This is a genomic window from Candidatus Erwinia haradaeae (genome assembly GCF_900698955.1).
In the GTDB taxonomy this organism is placed as follows: Bacteria; Pseudomonadota; Gammaproteobacteria; order Enterobacterales; family Enterobacteriaceae; genus Erwinia_E; species Erwinia_E haradaeae_G.
Window position 1 is genome coordinate 880,802 of sequence record NZ_LR217720.1, and the last position, 21,354, is coordinate 902,155.

A 21,354-nucleotide genomic window follows, 5' to 3' on the forward strand; every position below is an offset into this window, starting at 1 on the left:
ATTAAAATGATTAAACTATATATACAAGCCACAAAACCAGGCATCATTTTTGGCAACCTAATTTCCGTTATTGGAGGTTTTCTCTTAGCTTCTCAAGGTCATATTCACTACTCCCTACTTCTCTCCACAGTTACTGGTATGGCCTTCGTAATTGCATCTAGTTGTGTCTACAACAACTATATAGACCGCGATATTGATAAAAAAACTGAACGCACTAAGAACCGTGTATTAGCAAAAGGCCTCATCTCTTCACAATGTGGCCTGCTGTACGCTACTATACTGGGATTCATTGGCGTTATAACTTTATATGTTGGTGTGAACGTACTAGCTATGTTAATAGCTATTATTGGATTTATTATTTATGTTGGTGTCTATAGCCTGTACATGAAGCGACACTCAATTTATGGCACACTGATTGGAAGTTTGTCTGGAGCAACCCCACCAATTATTGGCTACGTTGCAGTATCTGGCCACTTAGAACCTATCAACCTCATTCTTCTAATTATATTTAGTCTATGGCAGATACCTCATTCCTATTCCATAGCTATTTTTCGACTACAGGATTATAAAAAAACCTGTATTCCTATTTTACCAGTAGTACGAGGTGTGTTAACGACAAAACATCGTATTATTTTTTATATTATTGCATTTATTTTCGCTACGCTGCTTCTAACAATGTACGGGTATACTGGGTATAAGTATCTTGTTATTGTTTCTGCAGTAAATATTTTGTGGTTATGTATAGCTTTATCTGGCTATCACACCAAAAATAATGATATTTGGGCACGAAAGGTATTTCTTTTCTCTATTATAGCCATCACAACAATTAGTGTGATGATCTCCATTGACGGGACACGTGATCATCAAAAAACTATTTTTTATCTTAATGACAAGATGCTTCACAATAAAAATTAATAGATAATGTAATATTGTAATTATTGTATAGTATAAAAATCATTTTGTATTTTACTAAAATTTTCAATATAATCACATCTAATGACAATCACGAAATAGTATTGAGCATCTAATCATGTCGGATCATAAAATGACTACAGTTGAGTTATATGCTAGCTGGGGGCTTGGAATAGTCTTCTCACTGCGCATGCTAGGTATGTTTATGGTCTTACCCATTCTCACTACATATGGGACACAATTTCATGATGCCAATGAAACACTAACAGGCATAGCTATTGGTATATATGGTGTATCTCAAGCTATTTTTCAAATTCCCATCGGGATGCTTTCTGATCGATTTGGACGTAAACCATTAATTATTAGCGGTTTATGCATTTTCGCTATTGGTAGCGTGATCGCTGCGCTAACGCAATCTATCTGGGGTATTATACTAGGGCGCGCTTTACAGGGAGCCGGTGCAATAGCGGCGGCAGTTATGGCTTTGTTATCTGACCTAACACGTGAACAAAACTACACTAAAGCCATGAGTGTTATTGGAATTAGCTTTGGTGTTACCTTTGCTATCGCTATAGTACTTGGCCCGATCATTACTCATAAATTTGGTCTGCAAGAACTTTTCTGGATAATCTCTATCCTTGCTGTGCTAGCAATCTTCGTGACACTATTTATTGTACCGTCAACATCCACGCAAATTTTTAACCGTGAATCTAAGGTCGTCACAAGTAATTTGCGCTACGTTATTACTGATAGCAATCTTACTAAACTTAATATGAGCGTACTCTGCCTACACGTTCTACTAATGTCCAGTTTTATCACTATACCAACTCAATTAATACAAATAGGATGGCTCGCTCACGAGCATTGGAAAGTTTACTTCTTCGCTATGTTAATGGCTTTAGCAATCGCTACACCATTGCTAATCTATGCTGAAATAAAACGTAAGATGAAAAATATTTTTATCTCCTGTATAGGTTTAATGCTTTTCACTGAAACGCTATTGTGGGCGGTGAATAACTCTATATGGGTACTTTTTATAGGTCTGGAACTTTTTCTAATCGGTTTTAATCTGATGGAAGCTATGCTACCGTCATTAGTTAGTAAACAATCTCGTGCTGGTTACAAAGGAACGGCGATGGGCGTATACACTACTAGTCAATGCATTGGTGTAGCTATTGGAGGTGGCATTAGCGGATGGATGCTGGGGCACGTAGGTCCTCATGGCGTATTTTTATTTAACGTTTTGATAACATTAGCGTGGTTTGGCATGAGCTTTAGCCTGAAAGAGCCTCTTTATCTCAGTAGCTTACGATTTACCCTTAAAGATTCCGCAGAAAAATTTCCGCTAGAAGCGTATCTCAAAAAACAAGAAGGTGTATTTGATCTATTAATCCTTCCAGAAGAACATAGCATGTATATGAAAGTTGATGATCAAGTGATAAATAGAGCTACAATAGAAAACTTACTCTCTAAGTAAAGACACTGTCATCACCTGAATGACCCAACTAATTTTGTTTACAATACATGATTAACATAATCAAAATATTTATCTGCCTGTAAAATACAGGCTATCGTTACTCGTCTATTACCAGTAATCTGCCGCAAAAATAAAATTATATAGTCTTATCTTAACAATAAACACCAATTCAAATCAATACACCTTGAGACATATGCAATATCAATCTATAATGTCAATTTAATATGATTGTTGCATTTTAACAAAATCATGATGTGATACTGGGAAAAAATGCATGATGGATGTCATTTGAGCATATATATCCATACAGGTTCTAACAGTACACAATCTTCACCATGGTTCTACTTTCAATCCCTGATTCTCTTGTACACAAAGCACTAAAGTAAAACAACCATGTAACAAAATTTAACACTATATAATATTCGTCTTACCAGACTCATATATTTCACATTCAATATACATTCAGGAGTATTAGATGAAAATCGCCATCCTTGGTGCAGCAGGAGGTATTGGACAATCTTTATCTTTACTGCTTAAACTTCAGCTACCGAAAAATAGCGAGCTATCTCTATACGATGTCTCATCTGTTACCCCAGGAATTGCTATTGATTTAAGTCATATACCTACTTCCATTGATGTTCATGGATTTAGCGGAAATGACCCTGCCTTAGCACTAAAAGATGCTGATATAGTATTAATTACTGCTGGCTTTGCTAGAAAGCCAGGTATGGATCGTTCTGATCTATTTAAACTTAATGCAAGTATTATTTACACTTTAATGGAGCAGGTGGCCATAAATAGCCCACAAGCCCTGATAGCCATCATTACAAATCCAGTGAATACAACTGTTCCCATTGCTGCTGAGGTTCTCAAAAAAGAAAAAGTATATAACAAAAATAAACTTTTTGGAGTCACTACATTAGATGTAATACGCGCTAATACTTTTGTTTCTGCGTTAATAGATAAAACTCCAGAAGAATTAAATATCCCAGTTATTGGAGGTCACTCAGGTGTTACCATTCTCCCCCTCTTATCTCAAATTAATAATGGTATTAAATTAAATACAACGCAAATTCATGATGTCACATATTGTGTTCAAACTGCAGGCACAAAAGTTCTTGAGGCAAAATCTGGTGGTGGCTCTGCAACGCTCTCTATGGCATATGCGGCTACGTCTTTTTGCCTTTCTTTAGTACGCGCATTAAACGGTGAGAATCACATTCTTGAATATGCATACGTGGAAGGCACGGGAGAATATGCTCGTTTCTTCTCGCAACCTCTTATACTAGGTAAAAACGGCATTACTGAATATCTCTCAATTGGTATATTGAGCGAATTTGAAATGTGTGCGCTAAATAATATGTTAGATCAACTGAAATATGACATTAAAATAGGGGAAGAATTTGTTAAATAAATAATACTGACATCATGCCACTCTACGAGTACTTATAAAAATCTTAGAGTTATCACTTACTAAAATAACTAGCACAAATCTAATATTTATTCTAGGAACGGGTAACAACATGATACGTTCCTAGAATAATACTATTCAGAGTTATGCCGCTCTGATGTTCTTACACTAACTATAATGGGTTGGTAAAACATGCATCCTCTTCTTCTTGATCTCATAGCGTGTCCAATTTGTTACAAACAGTTAACACTCTCTCATTCTACAGAGAAATTAGAACTCATTTGTCATTCTGACATGGTCTCCTATCCTATTCGAGAGGGAATTCCCGTTCTCCTTACCGATAAAGCCTGTCCAATAACATCAACATAGGACTATCCATGAAGTTTATTGTTATTATTCCGGCACGTTTTTCTTCTCAAAGAATGCCAGGAAAGCCATTATCTTACTTGCATGGTAAACCGATGGTTTTACATGTAGTAGAGAAAGCTTTAAGATCTGGTGCTCAGAAAGTCATTGTCGCCACCGATCATACTGATATAGCATGTCTCATGCATGCTTACAACATAGAGGTCTGTATGACTCGACAAAACCATCAATCTGGTACTGAACGCTTGTCTGAGGTTGTCGATTTTTATCATTTTTCTGACGAAACGATTATCGTCAATGTACAGGGTGATGAACCTATGATACCTCCAGCACTTATCAGCCAGGTAGCGGAAAATCTCTCTCGGCATAATGTGCGCATAGCTACGTTGGCGACACAGATTCTTTCCACGCAAGAATCACACAGCCCTCATGTAGTTAAAGTAGTACGTAACATACAAGGATATGCTCTTTATTTTTCTCGTTCCTTGATTCCATGGAGTCAAGAGCATGGTACTATAAAAAAATATCACATGAACAACCAATTTCTACGTCATATTGGAATATATAGCTATTATGCTGGATTTATTCGTCGCTATGTCAGATGGGAGACAAGTTTATTGGAAAGATATGAAAACCTAGAGCAATTACGAGTATTATGGTATGGAGAAAAAATACACGTTGACATTGCAAAAGTGCACCCTGAAACTTCTGTAGATACAGAAGAAGACCTCATATACCTAAACAAACAATAACCATCTATGACAAGTAAATCTTTTGCAATATAGATTTTATCTCATATAACAATAATACCCTGACTCATAAAAACTCTTATGTCTCCATTATAGTTAGATGCACTATAATAAGCCTGGCGATATTCTGACTACATGCAATGAGCAGCAATATGTATTGATTCCTCTCTGTTTTATTAAGCATAAAACTATATTTTAATCAGAAGAAATCGTCATCCTAACCTGTTGCTTTACTATAGAGCACGTTCTCATAGAAATCCAAATATACTGATGTTTATCATATATAATGATACACACCACCCCTTGCTGATGATCAATATATAAATATTTTGTAAAACACACCTCCTTGTGATAAACTCTCCCATTTTAATTACAATATTGCCATTCAGACATAGGTTTGCTTATTTTGGATGTTGAGGGATACCATTATTGGTATTGCCGACCTAACCTTTGTTTCATTTCTCTCTGGTATTTATTATAATCATCCCCACATTCTGCTGAACAAAATGCCGTGTCTACGACAATCGCTTCCTCCTTACACCAAATGCATTTCCCATTAGGACTTTGCAGGCTTTTTTCTCGGGCAGATAGCGCTGCTTTAATGATATCCTGTTCACGCTTTTGAGCTAAATCTGCTTCATCCATTATCAACTCCTATATAAATTTACGTATTGGAATGTTATTACATCCCTCTAATACCCATAAAATCTATGGCATTATAACCTATATTCACAAATCATATTCCGTGTACATTAAATCAGGTGAGGTGTTCTTCTTTAACATAAGAAAACACAGCAAGGAGCTCTCTATATAAAATAAGGCGAAATATTTGGATAGATTCAGATCGCAAACACAAACGCACTAAAGTAAAATCATGATATAAAGAAGTTATCATACAAGAACACCCAACTTCATTCGCTGTATTAAAATTCAATATATGTTGGATGAGAGATATTTTAATCCCTCTAATTATATACAGCCATATTAGATAGTAATACTAGCCTGAGTACATTCTAGAGAATTATAAGATCATCTATAGATATACTGAGGAGACTCACTACTATATAACACGCTTTTTATCTGTCAGGAAGACTTCGTTATATAGCGCACTAACTTATTAAATAAAAAATAGAAATGCATGCAAAGTATTTTACTAAAATTTCTAGTTATACTACATACTATGTGTATTTATGCATCATTCATTCATTACTTATAGTAGGATGGACCATTAGGTTATCAATTGTATAACGTACATCACCCCTTGAAGCTATAGAACGCTATTATTAACAATTATTGATTTTTAATATTTATTGAGATTATATCATCTATGCATCCAATGCTCAATATTGCCATCCGTGCTGTACGTCAGGCCGGAAACATTATGACTAAATACTATGAAAAAATGGATTCGATTGAGTCTAAACAGAAAGGTTATCATGAATTTATGACATATGTTGAGAAAGAAACACGATATCAGATGATTGCAATCATCCTCAAATCGTATCCACAACATACAATTATTACAACAGACAATAATACGATGCACACCGGAGATCAGCATGTGCAATGGATTATCAATGCACTGGATGGAAGCATCAACTACATTAAACGTTTACCACATTTTAGTATTTCTATCGCTATAAGAATTAAAGGACGCAGTGAAATTGCAGTGGTATACGATCCAATACGTAATGAATTATTTCGTGCTTGGCGTGGTCATGGTACTCAATTAAATGGTTATCGCCTACGTGGAGGAATGGTACGCGACCTCGAAAAAGCCATATTATCTACTAACTGCTCTTTCAAAATGAACCCAAACGCTTCACCTTATATCAAAATTATCGAAAAAATTTTTACACAGTGTGCTGATTTTAGACGTCATGGGTCAGTGGCGCTAGATCTCGCCTATATAGCTTCTGGTCGAATAGATGGATATCTTGCCATAAACCTTGCACCATGTGATTTTGCTGCAGGTGAGCTACTTATTCGAGAAGCTGGCGGACTAGTAACGGACTTGACTGGTTCGCACGACTATTTTTATAATGGAAACTTTGTCTCTGGTAACGTACGCATTGTGAAAGCTCTCTTAGCTCACATACGTGTTAAATAGATAAAATCTCATCCTCTATTTTTGTAAATACATCTACGCAACGATATTTTTATACATGTATTTGAAAAAAGATGTATCTCTCTATACATTAGATATCATAACTTAATTAACATGGCGGCTATATGCGCATATCTTAGTAGTACTCTTCACATATAATACAGGCATAAGAATTTCTTTAGTATAAAGACCGATAAAATAGCTTATAATAACGGTTAATAACACATAACTCAAATCAGTGAAGTGACTATATGGCATCATTATGTGTATGCATATTCCATCTCAATACCCCTAAGAATACCACATGAATATCACATACGGATATTCGACACACGAGGTCACTAGTATATATTCTCTTAATGCTATTGAAAGATAAAAGATAAACTAGCAGACTCTTTCTTAAGGAGTGTAAAAACATATAAATAAAATCAAAAATATAAGATTTCTCTATATATCCACCCAATAATAACATGCATAATATATTCTGCTAAAAATTACATAAAATGATTATGTGCGCCACACTGACGTTTTAAGTCTTTACAGTGCTTGCATTATCTACGTTGTATATATTTTGTTTATCATATAATTGTTTTTTTATAACACTTTTATTACTTAAATATTCCCTAAGCCCTCTATTTCGTAAATCACAAGCATAACAGTTTCTGCATCCATAACTCTTAATTCCGTTATAACATGTCATAGTTTCATCAATTATAAATTGCAGCATACCGAACGTATCTGCTAATGCCCAAGTTTCAGCTTTAGTTAACCACATCAATGGAGTTTTTAAAATTAATGTCGTCTCCATGCCTAATGATATAGCTTTGTTCATGGCTACTATAAACTCCTGACGACAATCTGGATACCCTGAAAAATCTGTTTCACACACTCCTATAATCACTGTTTTTGCCTGTAACTGATAAGCATATATGGAGGCTAGTGTTAAAAATAATATATTACGACCAGGAACAAAAGTGATAGGTATACGAGTATCTTGTCGCATACCAGATAAAGGCACTGATGTATTTTCCCTTGTAAGACAAGAAGCGACGAGATCATTCAAAATCGAAATATTGATAATTTTATGTGAACATACTCCTAGTTTTTTTACAATATCTCGTGCTATATCGATCTCGTAACTATGACGTTGTCCATAATCAAAAGTAATACAATGAACGAATTGATATTCTTGGATAGCCTGTATAAGGCATATTGTTGAATCTTGTCCACCACTAAAAACTACTACAGTGGCTTGTTTCATGCGTACATCCTTAATTAATGGTCTATATTCTCACTGATATAAACAGCGCTATTCGTCTGGACACTCAGTATATGATTAAGGTTTGCAAGTTCAATACTATTATAAAATATGCAATAGTGCTCAATGCTCATGCTTTATGCTAGGTTGTCTACTATGTTAAAAAGTCCTCAATACTTATTCAATAAAAATATATTTCAATGAATCGCCGTATCAATCTGTGAAAAACTAGAGTGCGTAGAAACCCTATGGTGTATGAAAATAATAATATTGTCTATGTATAATACATACATGTTGATATATAAATATAATATAAATTCTTTTTTAACTGAAAGATTACAGTTCTATAATTAACTTTCAGACAAAAGAAAGATATAATTTTACCAACACAAAAAAGTATGTAGGTATAAAATATACCAATATCTTTTGATATATATAAAAACTAGTCATATAATACACACACGAGAAAAATATTAAGAAAAATCCGATAAAATATCTATGGTATCATTACTTACCCAGCACGATAGAATCGTAAAAGCATTTCTCTCATATATACATCTATATAATTGCACGTAAGCCAGTGATATTATGGTAGAAGTTCGTATAGCTTGCATCAGCTTGATCTCCTTCGAATTTATGGCAATGGTACTATGAATCCTATGAACTATTACACTATCGTATTGACATACTAGGAATATTTTATTGATGTAATACTATATAAAAAACTTTATTTACAGCGATCACATAAATACTTGGTACAAATTTAATTCTCATTAAATTATATCAGATCAAACCGAAATAAAAAATCTATCATTGCCGATAAAATGAGGTAGATTTTATCTATCAGACTACTAAAAATATAATGAGAATATCACTCAACATGTAAAAATTAACTAAAATATTCACATAATATCTTCATGTTCATTATAAAAATAACTACAATGAATCCATGAATTATTATGAACAACATACTGTATTTTACCCATTACTTAGCGAGTCTCATTATACTCATATATATTTAGATAAATAGAATAATGATGTATCCAGTTCTTTGTGGAAAAAAACGCTATGACTATTTTATAAAATGACTAGAGACATACTCTCATGAAAAAAAATATTTTAGTATTTAACGCATTAGCACTTAGCCTGAGCCTCAGTATCGCGCTGCCTGCCTTGTCTTCTACCCTTTCTGAAGGATCTTACCATCCCTTGAGTTCGCCACAATTCATGAGCCTAGCGCCTATGCTAGAAACGGTTATGCCATCCGTAGTGAGCATCAATGTTGAGGGCCTGATACCACATAGAATCGAGCAATTTCCACAATTTTCGCCTTTTTTTAGCCAATCCCCTTTATGTCAAGAAGGTTCCCCATTCCTTGGATCGCCATTATGTCAAGGTAATGGATCTAATGATAACTACGGCATAGAAAATCCTCAACAAAAATTCCGAGCTTTGGGTTCAGGTGTCATTATTGACGCCATAAAAGGCTATGTAGTAACAAATAATCATGTAGTAGATAATGCAACAAAAATACAAGTACAACTCAGTGATGGGGGGAAATATGATGCTAAGATTATCGGTAAAGACCCACGCTCTGATATTGCATTAATTCAGATCTTAGAAGCTAAACACTTAACAGCTGTTATAATGGCAGACTCTGAGAATCTCCATGTCGGTGATTATACTGTAGCTATCGGAAATCCTTATGGCCTGGGAGAAACAGTAACAGCAGGAATTATTTCTGCTTTAGGACGCAGTGGTTTAAACCTTGAAAACTATGAAAATTTCATCCAAACTGATGCTGCAATCAATCGCGGTAACTCAGGTGGAGCATTAGTTAACCTGCATGGAGAATTAATCGGAATTAACACTGCTATTTTAGCACCGGATGGGGGCAACATCGGTATTGGATTCGCCATTCCATCTAATATGGTAAAAAACTTATGTGATCAAATGATTACTTATGGTCAAGTTAAACGAGGGGAACTAGGTATTATTGGAACTGAACTCAATTCTGAGCTCGCTAAAGCAATAAAGGTCGATGTGCAGAGAGGTGCTTTTGTAAGTCAAGTTTTACCACAATCTTCAGCCGATCGAGCAGGCATTCATGCAGGAGATGTGATTGTTTCAATCAACAATAAACCTATTGCTAGCTTTTCAGCGCTACGCGCTCAGATTGGTTCACTTCCAGTGGGCACGACAATGAAACTTGGATTCATCCGAGATGGTAAACCCATGGAAACACACCTAGCTTTACAACAAAGCAATACAGAGAAAGTAGACTCTGGTAGTATTTATAGTGGCATTGAAGGCGCAGATCTTAAGAATTATGACACTTATGGAGTAAAAGGAGTTAAAGTTGAAAATCTGAAACCTGGTTCAGCTGCAGCACGCATTGGACTTAAAAAAGATGACATTATTCTTGGAGTAAATCAGCAACCTATTACCAATTTAGGTGAGCTACGAAAAGTCCTTGAAAATAAACCTGCGGTATTAGCACTCAATATTAAACGTGGTGATAACTCTCTTTACCTGCTCATGCAATGATCATGTCATGTAAAACTACAGAGGTATCTATAGTTTTAGTTCTCATTAGATTGACTAAAATACTACATCAGATACTATCATCTATGCACTTTTAAGAGAGAATGAATATAAAATGCATAACAAAGACATCATAAAAGATAGTAGCTGATAATCAATATTTACGAAGATAGTAAATCATGTCTTAAAAACTATTTGTATTTTATTTATCTTATGCCACAACTCATTTTCTGGGTACAAACGAATGATTATTGTTACAGGCGGAGCTGGGTTCATTGGAAGTAATATTATCCATGCTTTAAATCAACAAGGCCATACCGATATTCTAGTAGTAGATAATCTTACTAATGGCTCTAAATATTCTAATATTTCAGATCTCAATATTTCCGATTACATGGATAAAATAGACTTCCGAATGTCGATTTTAGAACACACACGTTATTTTCCTAACATAGAAGCCGTATTCCATGAAGGTGCATGCTCGGATACCACACAGTGGAATGGTAAATATATGATGGATAACAACTATCAATACTCAAAAGAACTACTTAACTGGTGCTTAAAGCACAAAATTCCATTCCTATATGCATCTTCTGCTGCGATATACGGTCGTTGCAATGAAAACTTCATTGAAGCACGTAAATATGAAAAACCGCTTAATATGTACGGATACTCGAAGATGCTCTTTGACCACTACGTTCGCTGTAAATTACCAACCGCATACTCACCAGTATGCGGTTTGCGTTATTTCAATGTCTATGGAGCGCGTGAAAGTCATAAGGGTGCAATGGCTAGCGTAATTTTTCATTTTTATCAACAACTTAAAAATGGAAAGAATCCAAAACTATTTACTGGAAGTCAAAAATTTAAACGTGATTTTACTTATGTAAAAGATGTAACATTAGTGAATTTATGGTGTTTGGAGAATGCTATATCTGGTATTTTTAATTGTGGATCCGGTTACGCTACATCATTCCAAGATGTAGCTAATATTTTGCTTGGCTATCATAAAAAAAATATTATTGAATACACTCCATTTCCAGATAATCTTAAAGGATGCTACCAAGAATTTACAGAAGCTAACCTCTCTCAATTACGATTAGTAGGATACAATCAGCCATTCCAAAGTATTTCCGAAGGTATTCTAGATTATATGGAGTGGCTAAATTCTATATAATATAAATAAGCACAGATAAAATGAAGATCCTAGTTATAGGACCCTCTTGGATTGGTGATATGATGATGTCACATAGTCTCTATCAAAATCTTAAGAGCGCAAATCCTAACATAATTATTGATGTAATGGCTCCTTCTTGGTCACACCCCTTGCTTTTGCGCATGCCAGAGGTAAATGAAGCATTATTAATGCCACTAGGACATGGGGTAATCAAATTAATGGAACGCTGGAGTTTAAGTAAAAAATTACGCATCAAGCATTACGACCAAGCCTTTGTCCTCCCTGGTTCATTTAAATCCGCTATTATTCCTTTCTTCGCTGCTATTCCACAGCGTACTGGCTGGAGAGGGGAAATGCGTTACGGGCTTTTAAATGATATACGGATATTAAACCGTACCGCGTTGCCGCTGATGGTACAGCGTTATGTAGCATTGAGTTATCAAAAATCATACACTGACAATGCTAAAAATCTTCCGCAACCCTTTCCCATGCCAAAACTGAAAGTGCATGAGGAAGAAAAACATATTACCCTAAAAACTTTTGGACTATGCAATACAGACAGACCCATTATAGGCTTATGCCCTGGAGCAGCATCAGGTCTATCTAAACAATGGCCATATTATCATTATGCAACACTAGCAAAAAATTTAATTGCAAAAGGATACCAAATCCTAACATTAGGTTCTATGCATGAACAAAGCACTAGTCAAAAAATTCTTCTTAGCATCCCTAATACGATGCGTAACTATTATCATAACCTTGTTGGCTATACTCATCTTGAAGAAGCAATTATTATGCTCTCATGCTGTCATACTGTAATTAGCAACGACTCTGGACTAATGCATATTACAGCTGCACTCGATCGTCCACTAATTGCATTATACGGACTTAGTAATCCAGAATTCACACCACCTTTATCAAAAAAAGCACGCATTATACATGCCATGAATAAATATCATCGACTTAGAAGAAAAAGTGCTTCTACAGGTTATCACCAGAGTCTAGTCAATATAAAACCAGATCGAGTTATGTATGAAATGGAAGAACTCCATGACAACACCATAAAGGGTTAAATGCGAGTTTTAATAGTAAAAACCTCCTCCATGGGGGATATACTACACTCGCTGCCTGCACTTACTGATGCTATGTTATCTGTTCCTAATGTTTCTTTTGAATGGGTGATAGAAGAGGATTTTGCACAAATACCATCCTGGCATCCAGCAGTTAATCGAGTAATTCCAGTAGCTATACGTCGGTGGCGTAAAAATTGGTTTCGAAGTCTGGTGCGTAAAGAATACCAAGAATTTAAAAAATCTCTTCAATTATATTCATATGATGCTGTGATTGATGCTCAGGGGTTAATGAAAAGCGCTACTCTCGTAAGTCGTTTAGCTAAAGGTATTACACACGGAGGTGATATCCATAGTACAAAAGAACCTTGTGCAAGTTTTTGGTATGATAAACGTTATAATATCCCCCAAAAAAAACATGCTGTACAACGGACTCGTATACTTTTTGCAAAAAGTTTGCGTTATGATTTACCAACAATCATCGGAAATTATGCGATTGCACAACGCTTTAATAAAAACCTGCCACTAGATTCGGGTCAATATCTTGTTTGTATACATGCCACTACACGACGTGATAAAGAATGGCCAGAGATGCAATGGAGAAGGCTTATTAAGTTTATACAAACCACTGGTCTTTATGTTAAATTGCCATGGGGCATTCAACATGAATTTTTACGTGCAAAACGGTTGGCACAAGGCTTTAGTCATGTAGAGATCTTGCCTAAAATGACATTAGAAAAAATTGCACACATACTAGCTGGTGCACGCGCAGTCATTTCTGTAGATACAGGATTAAGCCATCTAGCTGCTGCACTAAACTGCCATAATATCACTCTCTATGGACCCACTAACGTCAAATTAATTGGTACGTATGGTCGAAACCAAATAGTACTATGTTCATTAGAAAAAAACATGACCACTCTTACCTCCGACACAGTTCAACTTTCTCTGGAACAACTTTTATATGAAACAACTGCATGTGATTAACTTAGCAAAGATGGGTGGCGTTGAGCGCCTTTTTTTACAGCATATAGATACACCTTCTGATGATAATCATGTGATCATGTGTTGTAGTAATAAGATTGGTACTGAAATTCACAGCCCCATTCTGTATCATAGGGTACAATTTGTGAATAGATTATCTAAACATCTATCTCTACGTTGTCCAAAGTTTTTACGCAAATATTGGATTTTATGGCAAATGTCTAAAATATCTGCCGATGTTATCATTATGTGGAATCTTGTTATCGAGCTCCCTTCAAAACCAAAAGACACCATACTCCTCTATTATGATCATGGTGCATCATGGCGCTTTACTAGAGACAATAAAACAAGTGTATTTTTTTCAATGTTAGATGGCGTTATCGCGGCATCACTGGCATCAAAAAGAATGATGGAATTACGTTTTAACTTACCATGCCGTCATCTTATAGTGCTGAACCGTATTAAAAATCCATGTGGCATACACAATGCAAAAAAAACGCTTCATAAACCTGTGCGCCTTGGGACTGCATCGCGTTTGGTTGATATCAAAGGGATTACTGTATCTCTACTCACGGTCCATGAATTAATGCTTCGTGGGCATGATATTACAATAGAGATTGCTGGAAAGGGAGAATATAAAAAATCACTGGAGCTATTAACACAAAAACTACAACTAAGTGACCGTGTAATATTCAGTGGTTTTCAGCAGGAAATGTCTAGTTTTTTTAATCGTATTGATATTTATATGAGTACGCCGATCACTGAACCATTTGGTTTATCTTGCATGGAAGCATTATATTATGGAGTTCCAGTAATTTTCCCTCTGATTGATGGGCAACCAGAAGCAATTCCAAACAATGTATGTGGACTAGGGCTGCATCCAACAGTATCTATACAAAACCACCAGAATCTTATAGGAATGCATATTAATTTTCCTCATTATGTATATAATCCGATCACTGATACTTTAGTGAAACCCAAATTTCTCTCACATTTTGAATGTTCGAATGCGGTGGAAAGATTAATGGTTCTTCATACCTATAATACATTTAGCTATAATGCACAAAAATATGCTACCACTCAGTTAGATTATAATCTCTTTCAAGAAAATTTAAAGAACACCATACGATATTTCAAAAATCAAAATAATTCTCCTCTATAACTATAAAAAATAACAACAATCCTGATGTCATACACATGATGTTATATTAGTACCGCTTATTACAGCGGTGTATGTGCTGATATCATGCTAACAATAGTACATATTATGCATTAAAAACGTCGAGACATAACTTACCTTTACAAAGAACTGTTTTTTCTATTTTACTTAATGGAAATACATATTTTCCAGTAATAGAGATACTCTTATACAAGATTATGATGCAAGTTGTGTTTAATAACTTTTTCAAGAAACTTTCATCACTTATACTACTAGAATCTATCTATTTATATTAGCACTATAAAATTTTTGAGATGAACACCATCATATTATTTAATGATATAGATGAATTTACTCATAATAATCAATTTATAAAGTGAATTCTCAATTTGTAAAATGAACAAAAGAGACTCTCAAAAAATTTAGAGAACATTCTATAATCAATAAGATGTACTCTGCTACGATATTATTGAGTAAATAAAAGTGACCTAAAAACCATTTATTGTATGAGATTGATATAAATACTTCATGTAAGTATTTTGCAAGAAAAGAATATAATGTATATTATACCTTTCACGAAGAATGATATTTTGTGTTTATAGAGAAACAAAATCCTACAATCTCTACGCATTATCATATATCTATGACTTGCTTATAGTTACTATATTATAATCTCATCAAAAGTATAATATAGAACTTTCATCCCAGTTAAGATGTTTTCTCAATATCATTATGATATCTCTTATTTCTATATTTTTTCTATTCTATGATAGAGGATATTTTTAGATGAAATCCTTGATGGGTCGTGCAGGATTCGAACCTGCGACCAATTGATTAAAAGTCAACTGCTCTACCGACTGAGCTAACGACCCAAAATATGGTGGGTGATGACGGGCTCGAACCGCCGACCCCCTCCGTGTAAAGGAGGTGCTCTTCCATCTGAGCTAATCACCCTATAACGATAATTTTTAATGAATCATTATATAGAACACTGATCATCTAAGTCAAGATTTTAGAATATAAATATATTGGTAATTTTAGATATGGCACTAACATCTCTAGTCATTAGACAAACTTTTTGATGTATACCTCCACTGATAATATCAGTGGCATACTCCATAGTATTATTATATATACTATCATGCAGTAGAGATAATTCAGTAATCTACTCATAGATAATTCTTTTTACATAGTCGTCACTATTTATGATATAGATCAACGATAATAAGGTTGTGCGAACATTTACCGAAAAAGCGTAAAATCATTACAGTAAAATAGTACGATTACCATGTATAAATACACGCTGTGTTAAAACTAAGTGCAAAGCACGACTCAGTACATTCTTTTCTATATCACGACCAGCTCTTATCATATCCGCTACTACATAGCTATGATCAATATGCATCATATCCTGCATAATTATAGGCCCTGCATCTAACTTATGGTTTACATAATGCGCAGTAGCCCCAATCATTTTTACACCTCGTTCGTAAGCTTGGTGATACGGTCTTGCACCAATAAATGCAGGTAAACAGGAGTGGTGAATATTAATAATTTTATTAGGATAACGATAAACAAATTCCGGAGTTAAAATACGCATATATTTTGCTAATACTATATAATCAGGTTGGTAAACATCGATACTAGAAGCAATGTTATTATCTTGGTCTAATCGTGTACAACCTTTAGGACTTAAGAAAACAAATGGTATATCAAAACTCTCTGCTAAATTACGGAGCTTTTCATGACTTCCAATCACTGCAGCAATATCAACATCTAACTCACCATAGGTACTCTGTATTAATAAATCGCCAAGACAGTGGGATTCTTGACTTACTAATATCACAATCTTATACCGTTTTAAAAAGTGTAATTCCCGCTGTGATCCCTTCGGTAAAATTGTATCAAGGTCTTTAAGAAATATTTGATTATCGCAAACACCTTCTAACTCAGTGCGCATAAAAAACAAAGAAGTCGTGTGATCCACAAACTCTCTATTGTTTACAATATTAAGTTGGTGGTTATAAAAGATATTTGTAAGTTTTGCAAGTAATCCCGCGCTATCGGTGCAAATAATTTTTAAAATTTTGCGTGGCTGTATTTCTAACTGCATGCTGCGAATAATCCTTTATATACAGTGAAATGCTTTTAATATAAACAATAGATATAGAATTTCTTATTCTCCACCATGCCAATTTTTAGAGAAATAAGAAAAAATAGTCATGATATCATCCTACTTTAAAAAAATTTATGATATACAATAAATATATTTCCCGCTTAAAATAGAGAATACTTGACAAGCTACGTCCATCTTCTCCAGAGTAAAATATGTGCATATTATATCTGATTTAATATTTTATAAATACATGATATGAATAACAAGACAAGTTAGGAAATGTATGATCAATTACTATAATTCATTTTATATATATTTTTGATACAATACAGATATGATCATAAAATTATCGATATTATATACAATATGCATTCATCATAACACTTAACCACCGCATCATACAGAATAAAGAACATTTCCCACAAATTACAAGCAAGGCAACTCCTTTAGTATATGCTATTAGCACATTCTTATTATGAATACTATCATATATATTATGTATTAAAGAGTATATACTTAACGAATACTCGATTCCAGATCAAGATAAATAATACATATTACGCATCTATACATCTACAATATCACTAAAATAGAGTTTTATAATTATTCACTGTCACAAAAAATCCTACATCATGTAATGATATTCATAATGTACTTAATGTTAGTGTGCGATACCTGAGAGAAAAAAATTCTAACTTATCAATAATAATTATTGCTATTAATTTTCAAAAATGAACAAAAACATAAAAACATGAACATCATGTCTATTTTTATAAAGCCATATCGATTACTGAAAAAACGTCAATACATATAGAGTCAGTCATCCTTACAGCTAACAACTAAGATACAGAAACTAGTGACTTTAACAAGAAAATCCGCATTTTGTAAGAAAAAACGAGTACTACACAAGACGTATCTATGCATGTTTATTAATGATGTCTAAAATATATTAGTATGATATGTATCATAAAAATAAAAAGTAATATGATTAATTCACGTACTGATACTCTAGTATATAGTTCGTAATATTTTTAATTTATATGTTTTTTGATGCTACCATCAAACTTATTATATCAGCAGGATATAATATATACTCCTATTATATAGGAGTTGTTTATTATACTAATAGTTTTTACTACCATAACTCAGATCATAAAAGTAAAAACATAATAGATCTAAAATACACATTCGGAGATTATGGAAAACAGTGATTACTCTGAGCGTGTCATAAAGAATTTGGTGGAGCTGGCGGGATTTGAACCCGCGTCCAGAATTGCTCTGCCTGTCAGCGCTACATGCTTAGTCCGGTTATTTGATTCATTGTTTAGTTGCGAACGAACACGCCACTAAAAACTAGCCTGATAAAATTTAACACTTTAGCTTTAAGCATAGCCTATGTGCGATCTCTTATAAGTTTGACCCCTCTATTTTCTCACCCTAAGAGAAAGGGCTAGTGAGAGAGAGGGCACCTTCAGTGTATTAAGCTGATTAAGCGGCTAATGCAGCAGGTGCAAAGTTATTATCGTTTGCATCTATTTTTTACGGCTTTTAACGAGGCCAACCGCCCCTCGGCATGCTCCTAAAGCGTTACATATTCTGTCAAATCCATAATCAGCCCCTTATATGATGTGCATCATACCTCAAAAATAAGTGTTATGCTAGCGAATCATTTGCTTATTCTTCATCATCCGCGCTTTATCTATCTTCCATTCTTGATCTTTAATAGATTTTCGTTTATCGAATTGCTTCTTACCCCTTCCTACACCCACCTTCAGTTTGGCCCAAGCGTTTTGCCAAAAAAGAGATAATGCTATTGCACTATATCCATGCTGATAAATTGTAATACATAGCTCATTGATTTCGTTTTTTTTTAAAAGTAATTTACGACTACGGGAATTATCACATATTACACAAGATGAAGTTTCTTTCAGAGCCTGAAATGTCGCGCCAAATAAAAAAGCTTCACTATTACGTATAGTAATATAACTATCACTAATATTCACTTGACCAACACGAAGAGACTTTACTTCCCACCCTTCAAGCAATAATCCAGCATTAAACTCTTTCTCTATAAAATAAGAGTAATAAGCACGTTTATTCGTTGTAATGACACTATACACAGAGTTATTTACTTTTTTGATCATGTAAGGCACCACTGCTATATTTAAAAGTAATACTTTATACACTTCTCTCACTACATATTAGATAATTTTATTATCTAAACAGTCTCTAAAAACTCAATCTCTCATACAATACAATAAACAAAAGAGCTTGCTCTTAATATAAGAATACTCTATATGAACAAAAACCATGATGCATTGACAAAAGAAGCCCTATAGTATTATATACATATGTCAATGCTCTAATAATAGAAAACTTCTATACAAACTATGTATATGCTGTACTAAAACCAGTAATAATTTATGCTATAAATTAGTATCCGAAAACACAAAAGTATCATCGACGATCATTCTGAACACCCTATATATAATATAACTATTTATTAGTGCTCTAAATATAAAAACATACAGGATAACTCTACTGGAAATTAGAAAATTATCTGAATTAATTAATCACTAAAACTTCTATGCAATACTCTGTAAAAACCATCATACCCCACCACTGGTTGATGTATAAGTAATTTACCATCACTGGAGTTATGCTGAAACGTATGATGCGTTATAATTTTGTGTACTCATTCTCTGACAGTATAAAAACATTCGATCTACTTAGATACATATGTAGCATCTAAATATACTATTAAAGGTTGAGGTCAACGTAATCTAAGAAATCTATCACTACTTAATACCTTATAATATAATTATGACTACCGATCAATATAAGTCAAAAATCATTATTAAACATTACTGGAATCAATATGTCTCAAATTAGTGATTCTCTATTAGTCCCATTTAGTACTGAAAAAATGTATCGCTTAGTGAATGATGTAAGTAGTTATCCACAGTTCTTATCGGGATGCATTTCTAGTCAAGTACTCAATGCAAATGATTTTTTCATGACTGCTTCTATAGAAATTTCTATAGCAGGATTTATACGTCAAAGATTTATCACTCGCAATACTCTCACTCACAACCATAGTATTCATATTCAATTACTTGAAGGACCTTTTAGAACACTAAGTGGTATTTGGAATTTTACTGCGAAAAAAAAAGAAACATGTCAGGTGCAACTACATTTAAATGTAGAATTTACTAATATATTTATGGAAATAGCATTTAAAACTACACTGGATAAAATTCATAGCAGTTTACTAAAAGCATTTAACAAACGTGCAAGGGAGGTTTACACTGCCTAATATTGCAATAAATGTAGTATATGCGCTGCCAAACAAGCAATATCTTTACCATATAGACATTACTGCGGGTAGTACGGTACAGCAAGCTATTATAATGTCTGGTATTATGCATCTGCGCCCAGAGATAGACCTCACAAAGAATAAAGTGGGGATTTTTGGTAGGTTCGTAAACTTATCTGACACCATTTATGATGGTGATCGTATTGAGATATATCGTCCTATCATCTCAAAACCTAAGAATAGACATCAAAATCAATAACATGAAGAAGATATACATGCAAAACTAGAGACAATGTATTAAAGAATACCCATACAATAATGCTTCTCCTTTCCTTGTCTCTTCACATGTATTATTATCATAATATAAATTATAATCTACATATATTAAACAGAATTGATCTACAATCAAGTATAAAACGTTATGGTCATTCATACCACAGTTGTCAGATTTATAAGCTACAAAATAATATCAACACGCCCATTCAAGGTATTTATATATCACGCATCTGGTCTTTTGTGCACGCCCAATGATATGACTCCAACTTTTCCGATGCTTTTAATACAATATAAAATATATAGCTCTACCACTAAAGACATCATCGTAATGCTGTATAATATTTCTAGAGGAATCTTATATGCCTATAAGTGTAAAATAATACCTCAATAATCACTTAATATTGTATATATCTAAAACATAATGTCTGATGT

General features: G+C 34.0%; 18 protein-coding genes, 2 tRNA genes and 1 other RNA gene. 13 read left to right on the plus strand and 8 right to left on the minus strand.

Annotated features, from left to right (window positions below):
• The first annotated feature begins 6 nt into the window (after window positions 1–6).
• From cyoE to kdsB, 5 genes are all read left to right on the plus strand, one after another.
• Complete coding sequence (cyoE, locus tag ERCILAFE3058_RS02835) at window positions 7–915, plus strand: heme o synthase (RefSeq protein WP_157989933.1); 909 nt, start codon at window positions 7–9, stop codon at window positions 913–915.
• Between the two features lie 115 nt (window positions 916–1,030).
• Window positions 1,031–2,389: an MFS transporter gene (locus tag ERCILAFE3058_RS02840; protein ID WP_157989934.1), complete on the plus strand. Its 1,359-nt coding sequence runs from the start codon at window positions 1,031–1,033 to the stop codon at window positions 2,387–2,389.
• Window positions 2,390–2,864: 475 nt separating this feature from the next.
• A complete protein-coding gene (gene mdh, locus ERCILAFE3058_RS02845; RefSeq protein ID WP_157989935.1) occupies window positions 2,865–3,803 on the plus strand; it encodes a malate dehydrogenase in 939 nt (312 codons plus the stop codon).
• Between the two features lie 189 nt (window positions 3,804–3,992).
• Entirely contained in the window at window positions 3,993–4,169 is a 177-nt protein-coding gene (locus ERCILAFE3058_RS02850; RefSeq protein ID WP_157989936.1) for a Trm112 family protein, read from the plus strand.
• Window positions 4,170–4,177: 8 nt separating this feature from the next.
• The gene (gene kdsB, locus ERCILAFE3058_RS02855; protein WP_157989937.1) at window positions 4,178–4,918 is read left to right on the plus strand and encodes a 3-deoxy-manno-octulosonate cytidylyltransferase; all 741 of its coding nucleotides are present in this window, start codon (window positions 4,178–4,180) and stop codon (window positions 4,916–4,918) included.
• A gap of 423 nt (window positions 4,919–5,341) precedes the next feature.
• Here kdsB and ERCILAFE3058_RS02860 read toward each other — a convergent pair whose 3' ends face one another.
• Together ERCILAFE3058_RS02860 and ERCILAFE3058_RS02865 are read right to left on the minus strand one after the other, a co-directional pair.
• Entirely contained in the window at window positions 5,342–5,560 is a 219-nt protein-coding gene (locus ERCILAFE3058_RS02860) for a DUF2116 family Zn-ribbon domain-containing protein (protein WP_157989938.1), read from the minus strand.
• 112 nt (window positions 5,561–5,672) lie between these two features.
• A complete protein-coding gene (locus ERCILAFE3058_RS02865; RefSeq protein ID WP_157989939.1) occupies window positions 5,673–5,810 on the minus strand; it encodes a hypothetical protein in 138 nt (45 codons plus the stop codon).
• Window positions 5,811–6,242: 432 nt separating this feature from the next.
• Between ERCILAFE3058_RS02865 and suhB the strand changes: the two genes are divergently transcribed.
• Window positions 6,243–7,025 carry an inositol-1-monophosphatase gene (suhB, locus tag ERCILAFE3058_RS02870; RefSeq protein WP_157989940.1) on the plus strand — a complete coding sequence of 261 codons (783 nt, stop codon included), beginning with the start codon at window positions 6,243–6,245 and terminating at the stop codon, window positions 7,023–7,025.
• A gap of 526 nt (window positions 7,026–7,551) precedes the next feature.
• Here suhB and queC read toward each other — a convergent pair.
• Window positions 7,552–8,283: a 7-cyano-7-deazaguanine synthase QueC gene (queC, locus tag ERCILAFE3058_RS02875; protein ID WP_157989941.1), complete on the minus strand. Its 732-nt coding sequence runs from the start codon at window positions 8,281–8,283 to the stop codon at window positions 7,552–7,554.
• A 1,101-nt stretch (window positions 8,284–9,384) separates the two neighbouring features.
• Here queC and degP point away from each other — a divergent pair.
• The 5 genes from degP (at window position 9,385) to ERCILAFE3058_RS02900 (ending at window position 15,217) form a co-directional block, all read left to right on the plus strand.
• The gene (gene degP / locus ERCILAFE3058_RS02880) at window positions 9,385–10,827 is read left to right on the plus strand and encodes a serine endoprotease DegP (protein WP_157989942.1); all 1,443 of its coding nucleotides are present in this window, start codon (window positions 9,385–9,387) and stop codon (window positions 10,825–10,827) included.
• A 241-nt stretch (window positions 10,828–11,068) separates the two neighbouring features.
• Entirely contained in the window at window positions 11,069–12,001 is a 933-nt protein-coding gene (gene rfaD / locus ERCILAFE3058_RS02885) for an ADP-glyceromanno-heptose 6-epimerase (RefSeq protein ID WP_157989943.1), read from the plus strand.
• A 20-nt stretch (window positions 12,002–12,021) separates the two neighbouring features.
• On the plus strand, window positions 12,022–13,074 hold the full coding sequence (gene waaF, locus ERCILAFE3058_RS02890) for a lipopolysaccharide heptosyltransferase II (RefSeq protein ID WP_157989944.1): 1,053 nt from the start codon (window positions 12,022–12,024) through the stop codon (window positions 13,072–13,074).
• Entirely contained in the window at window positions 13,075–14,058 is a 984-nt protein-coding gene (gene rfaC / locus ERCILAFE3058_RS02895) for a lipopolysaccharide heptosyltransferase RfaC (protein WP_157989945.1), read from the plus strand.
• A complete protein-coding gene (locus ERCILAFE3058_RS02900) occupies window positions 14,036–15,217 on the plus strand; it encodes a glycosyltransferase family 4 protein (RefSeq protein ID WP_157989946.1) in 1,182 nt (393 codons plus the stop codon). The genes rfaC and ERCILAFE3058_RS02900 overlap by 23 nt, the downstream gene beginning before the upstream one ends.
• A 796-nt stretch (window positions 15,218–16,013) precedes the next feature.
• On the opposite strand, the gene ERCILAFE3058_RS02905 is transcribed toward ERCILAFE3058_RS02900, so the two are convergent.
• From ERCILAFE3058_RS02905 to smpB, 5 genes are all read right to left on the minus strand, one after another.
• Window positions 16,014–16,086: transfer RNA gene (locus tag ERCILAFE3058_RS02905), tRNA-Lys, on the minus strand.
• Window positions 16,087–16,092: 6 nt separating this feature from the next.
• A tRNA-Val gene (locus ERCILAFE3058_RS02910) sits at window positions 16,093–16,168 on the minus strand.
• A gap of 310 nt (window positions 16,169–16,478) precedes the next feature.
• On the minus strand, window positions 16,479–17,327 hold the full coding sequence (gene purU, locus ERCILAFE3058_RS02915; RefSeq protein WP_157989947.1) for a formyltetrahydrofolate deformylase: 849 nt from the start codon (window positions 17,325–17,327) through the stop codon (window positions 16,479–16,481).
• Between the two features lie 1,240 nt (window positions 17,328–18,567).
• Window positions 18,568–18,949: a transfer-messenger RNA gene (ssrA, locus tag ERCILAFE3058_RS02920) on the minus strand.
• Between the two features lie 39 nt (window positions 18,950–18,988).
• On the minus strand, window positions 18,989–19,474 hold the full coding sequence (gene smpB / locus ERCILAFE3058_RS02925; RefSeq protein WP_157989948.1) for an SsrA-binding protein SmpB: 486 nt from the start codon (window positions 19,472–19,474) through the stop codon (window positions 18,989–18,991).
• Window positions 19,475–20,208: 734 nt separating this feature from the next.
• Between smpB and ERCILAFE3058_RS02930 the strand changes: the two genes are divergently transcribed.
• Window positions 20,209–20,646 carry an SRPBCC family protein gene (locus ERCILAFE3058_RS02930; protein WP_157989949.1) on the plus strand — a complete coding sequence of 146 codons (438 nt, stop codon included), beginning with the start codon at window positions 20,209–20,211 and terminating at the stop codon, window positions 20,644–20,646.
• Window positions 20,639–20,905, plus strand: coding sequence for an RnfH family protein (locus ERCILAFE3058_RS02935; protein ID WP_157990078.1), 267 nt, complete (start codon window positions 20,639–20,641; stop codon window positions 20,903–20,905). Before ERCILAFE3058_RS02930 ends, ERCILAFE3058_RS02935 begins: the two co-directional genes overlap by 8 nt.
• Window positions 20,906–21,354: the final 449 nt, after the last annotated feature.

Bases quoted from the DNA above. Each gene is read 5' to 3' on its own strand.
- cyoE (WP_157989933.1), top strand. From the start codon at position 7: ATGATTAAACTATATATACAAGCCACAAAACCAGGCATCATTTTTGGC.
- ERCILAFE3058_RS02840 (WP_157989934.1), top strand. From the start codon at position 1,031: ATGTCGGATCATAAAATGACTACAGTTGAGTTATATGCTAGCTGGGGG.
- purU (WP_157989947.1), bottom strand. From the start codon at position 17,327: ATGCAGTTAGAAATACAGCCACGCAAAATTTTAAAAATTATTTGCACC.
- waaF (WP_157989944.1), top strand. From the start codon at position 12,022: ATGAAGATCCTAGTTATAGGACCCTCTTGGATTGGTGATATGATGATG.
- suhB (WP_157989940.1), top strand. From the start codon at position 6,243: ATGCATCCAATGCTCAATATTGCCATCCGTGCTGTACGTCAGGCCGGA.
- ERCILAFE3058_RS02850 (WP_157989936.1), top strand. From the start codon at position 3,993: ATGCATCCTCTTCTTCTTGATCTCATAGCGTGTCCAATTTGTTACAAA.
- ERCILAFE3058_RS02900 (WP_157989946.1), top strand. From the start codon at position 14,036: ATGAAACAACTGCATGTGATTAACTTAGCAAAGATGGGTGGCGTTGAG.
- ERCILAFE3058_RS02930 (WP_157989949.1), top strand. From the start codon at position 20,209: ATGTCTCAAATTAGTGATTCTCTATTAGTCCCATTTAGTACTGAAAAA.
- ERCILAFE3058_RS02865 (WP_157989939.1), bottom strand. From the start codon at position 5,810: ATGATAACTTCTTTATATCATGATTTTACTTTAGTGCGTTTGTGTTTG.
- degP (WP_157989942.1), top strand. From the start codon at position 9,385: ATGAAAAAAAATATTTTAGTATTTAACGCATTAGCACTTAGCCTGAGC.
- mdh (WP_157989935.1), top strand. From the start codon at position 2,865: ATGAAAATCGCCATCCTTGGTGCAGCAGGAGGTATTGGACAATCTTTA.
- ERCILAFE3058_RS02860 (WP_157989938.1), bottom strand. From the start codon at position 5,560: ATGGATGAAGCAGATTTAGCTCAAAAGCGTGAACAGGATATCATTAAA.
- kdsB (WP_157989937.1), top strand. From the start codon at position 4,178: ATGAAGTTTATTGTTATTATTCCGGCACGTTTTTCTTCTCAAAGAATG.
- queC (WP_157989941.1), bottom strand. From the start codon at position 8,283: ATGAAACAAGCCACTGTAGTAGTTTTTAGTGGTGGACAAGATTCAACA.
- smpB (WP_157989948.1), bottom strand. From the start codon at position 19,474: ATGATCAAAAAAGTAAATAACTCTGTGTATAGTGTCATTACAACGAAT.
- rfaC (WP_157989945.1), top strand. From the start codon at position 13,075: ATGCGAGTTTTAATAGTAAAAACCTCCTCCATGGGGGATATACTACAC.
- rfaD (WP_157989943.1), top strand. From the start codon at position 11,069: ATGATTATTGTTACAGGCGGAGCTGGGTTCATTGGAAGTAATATTATC.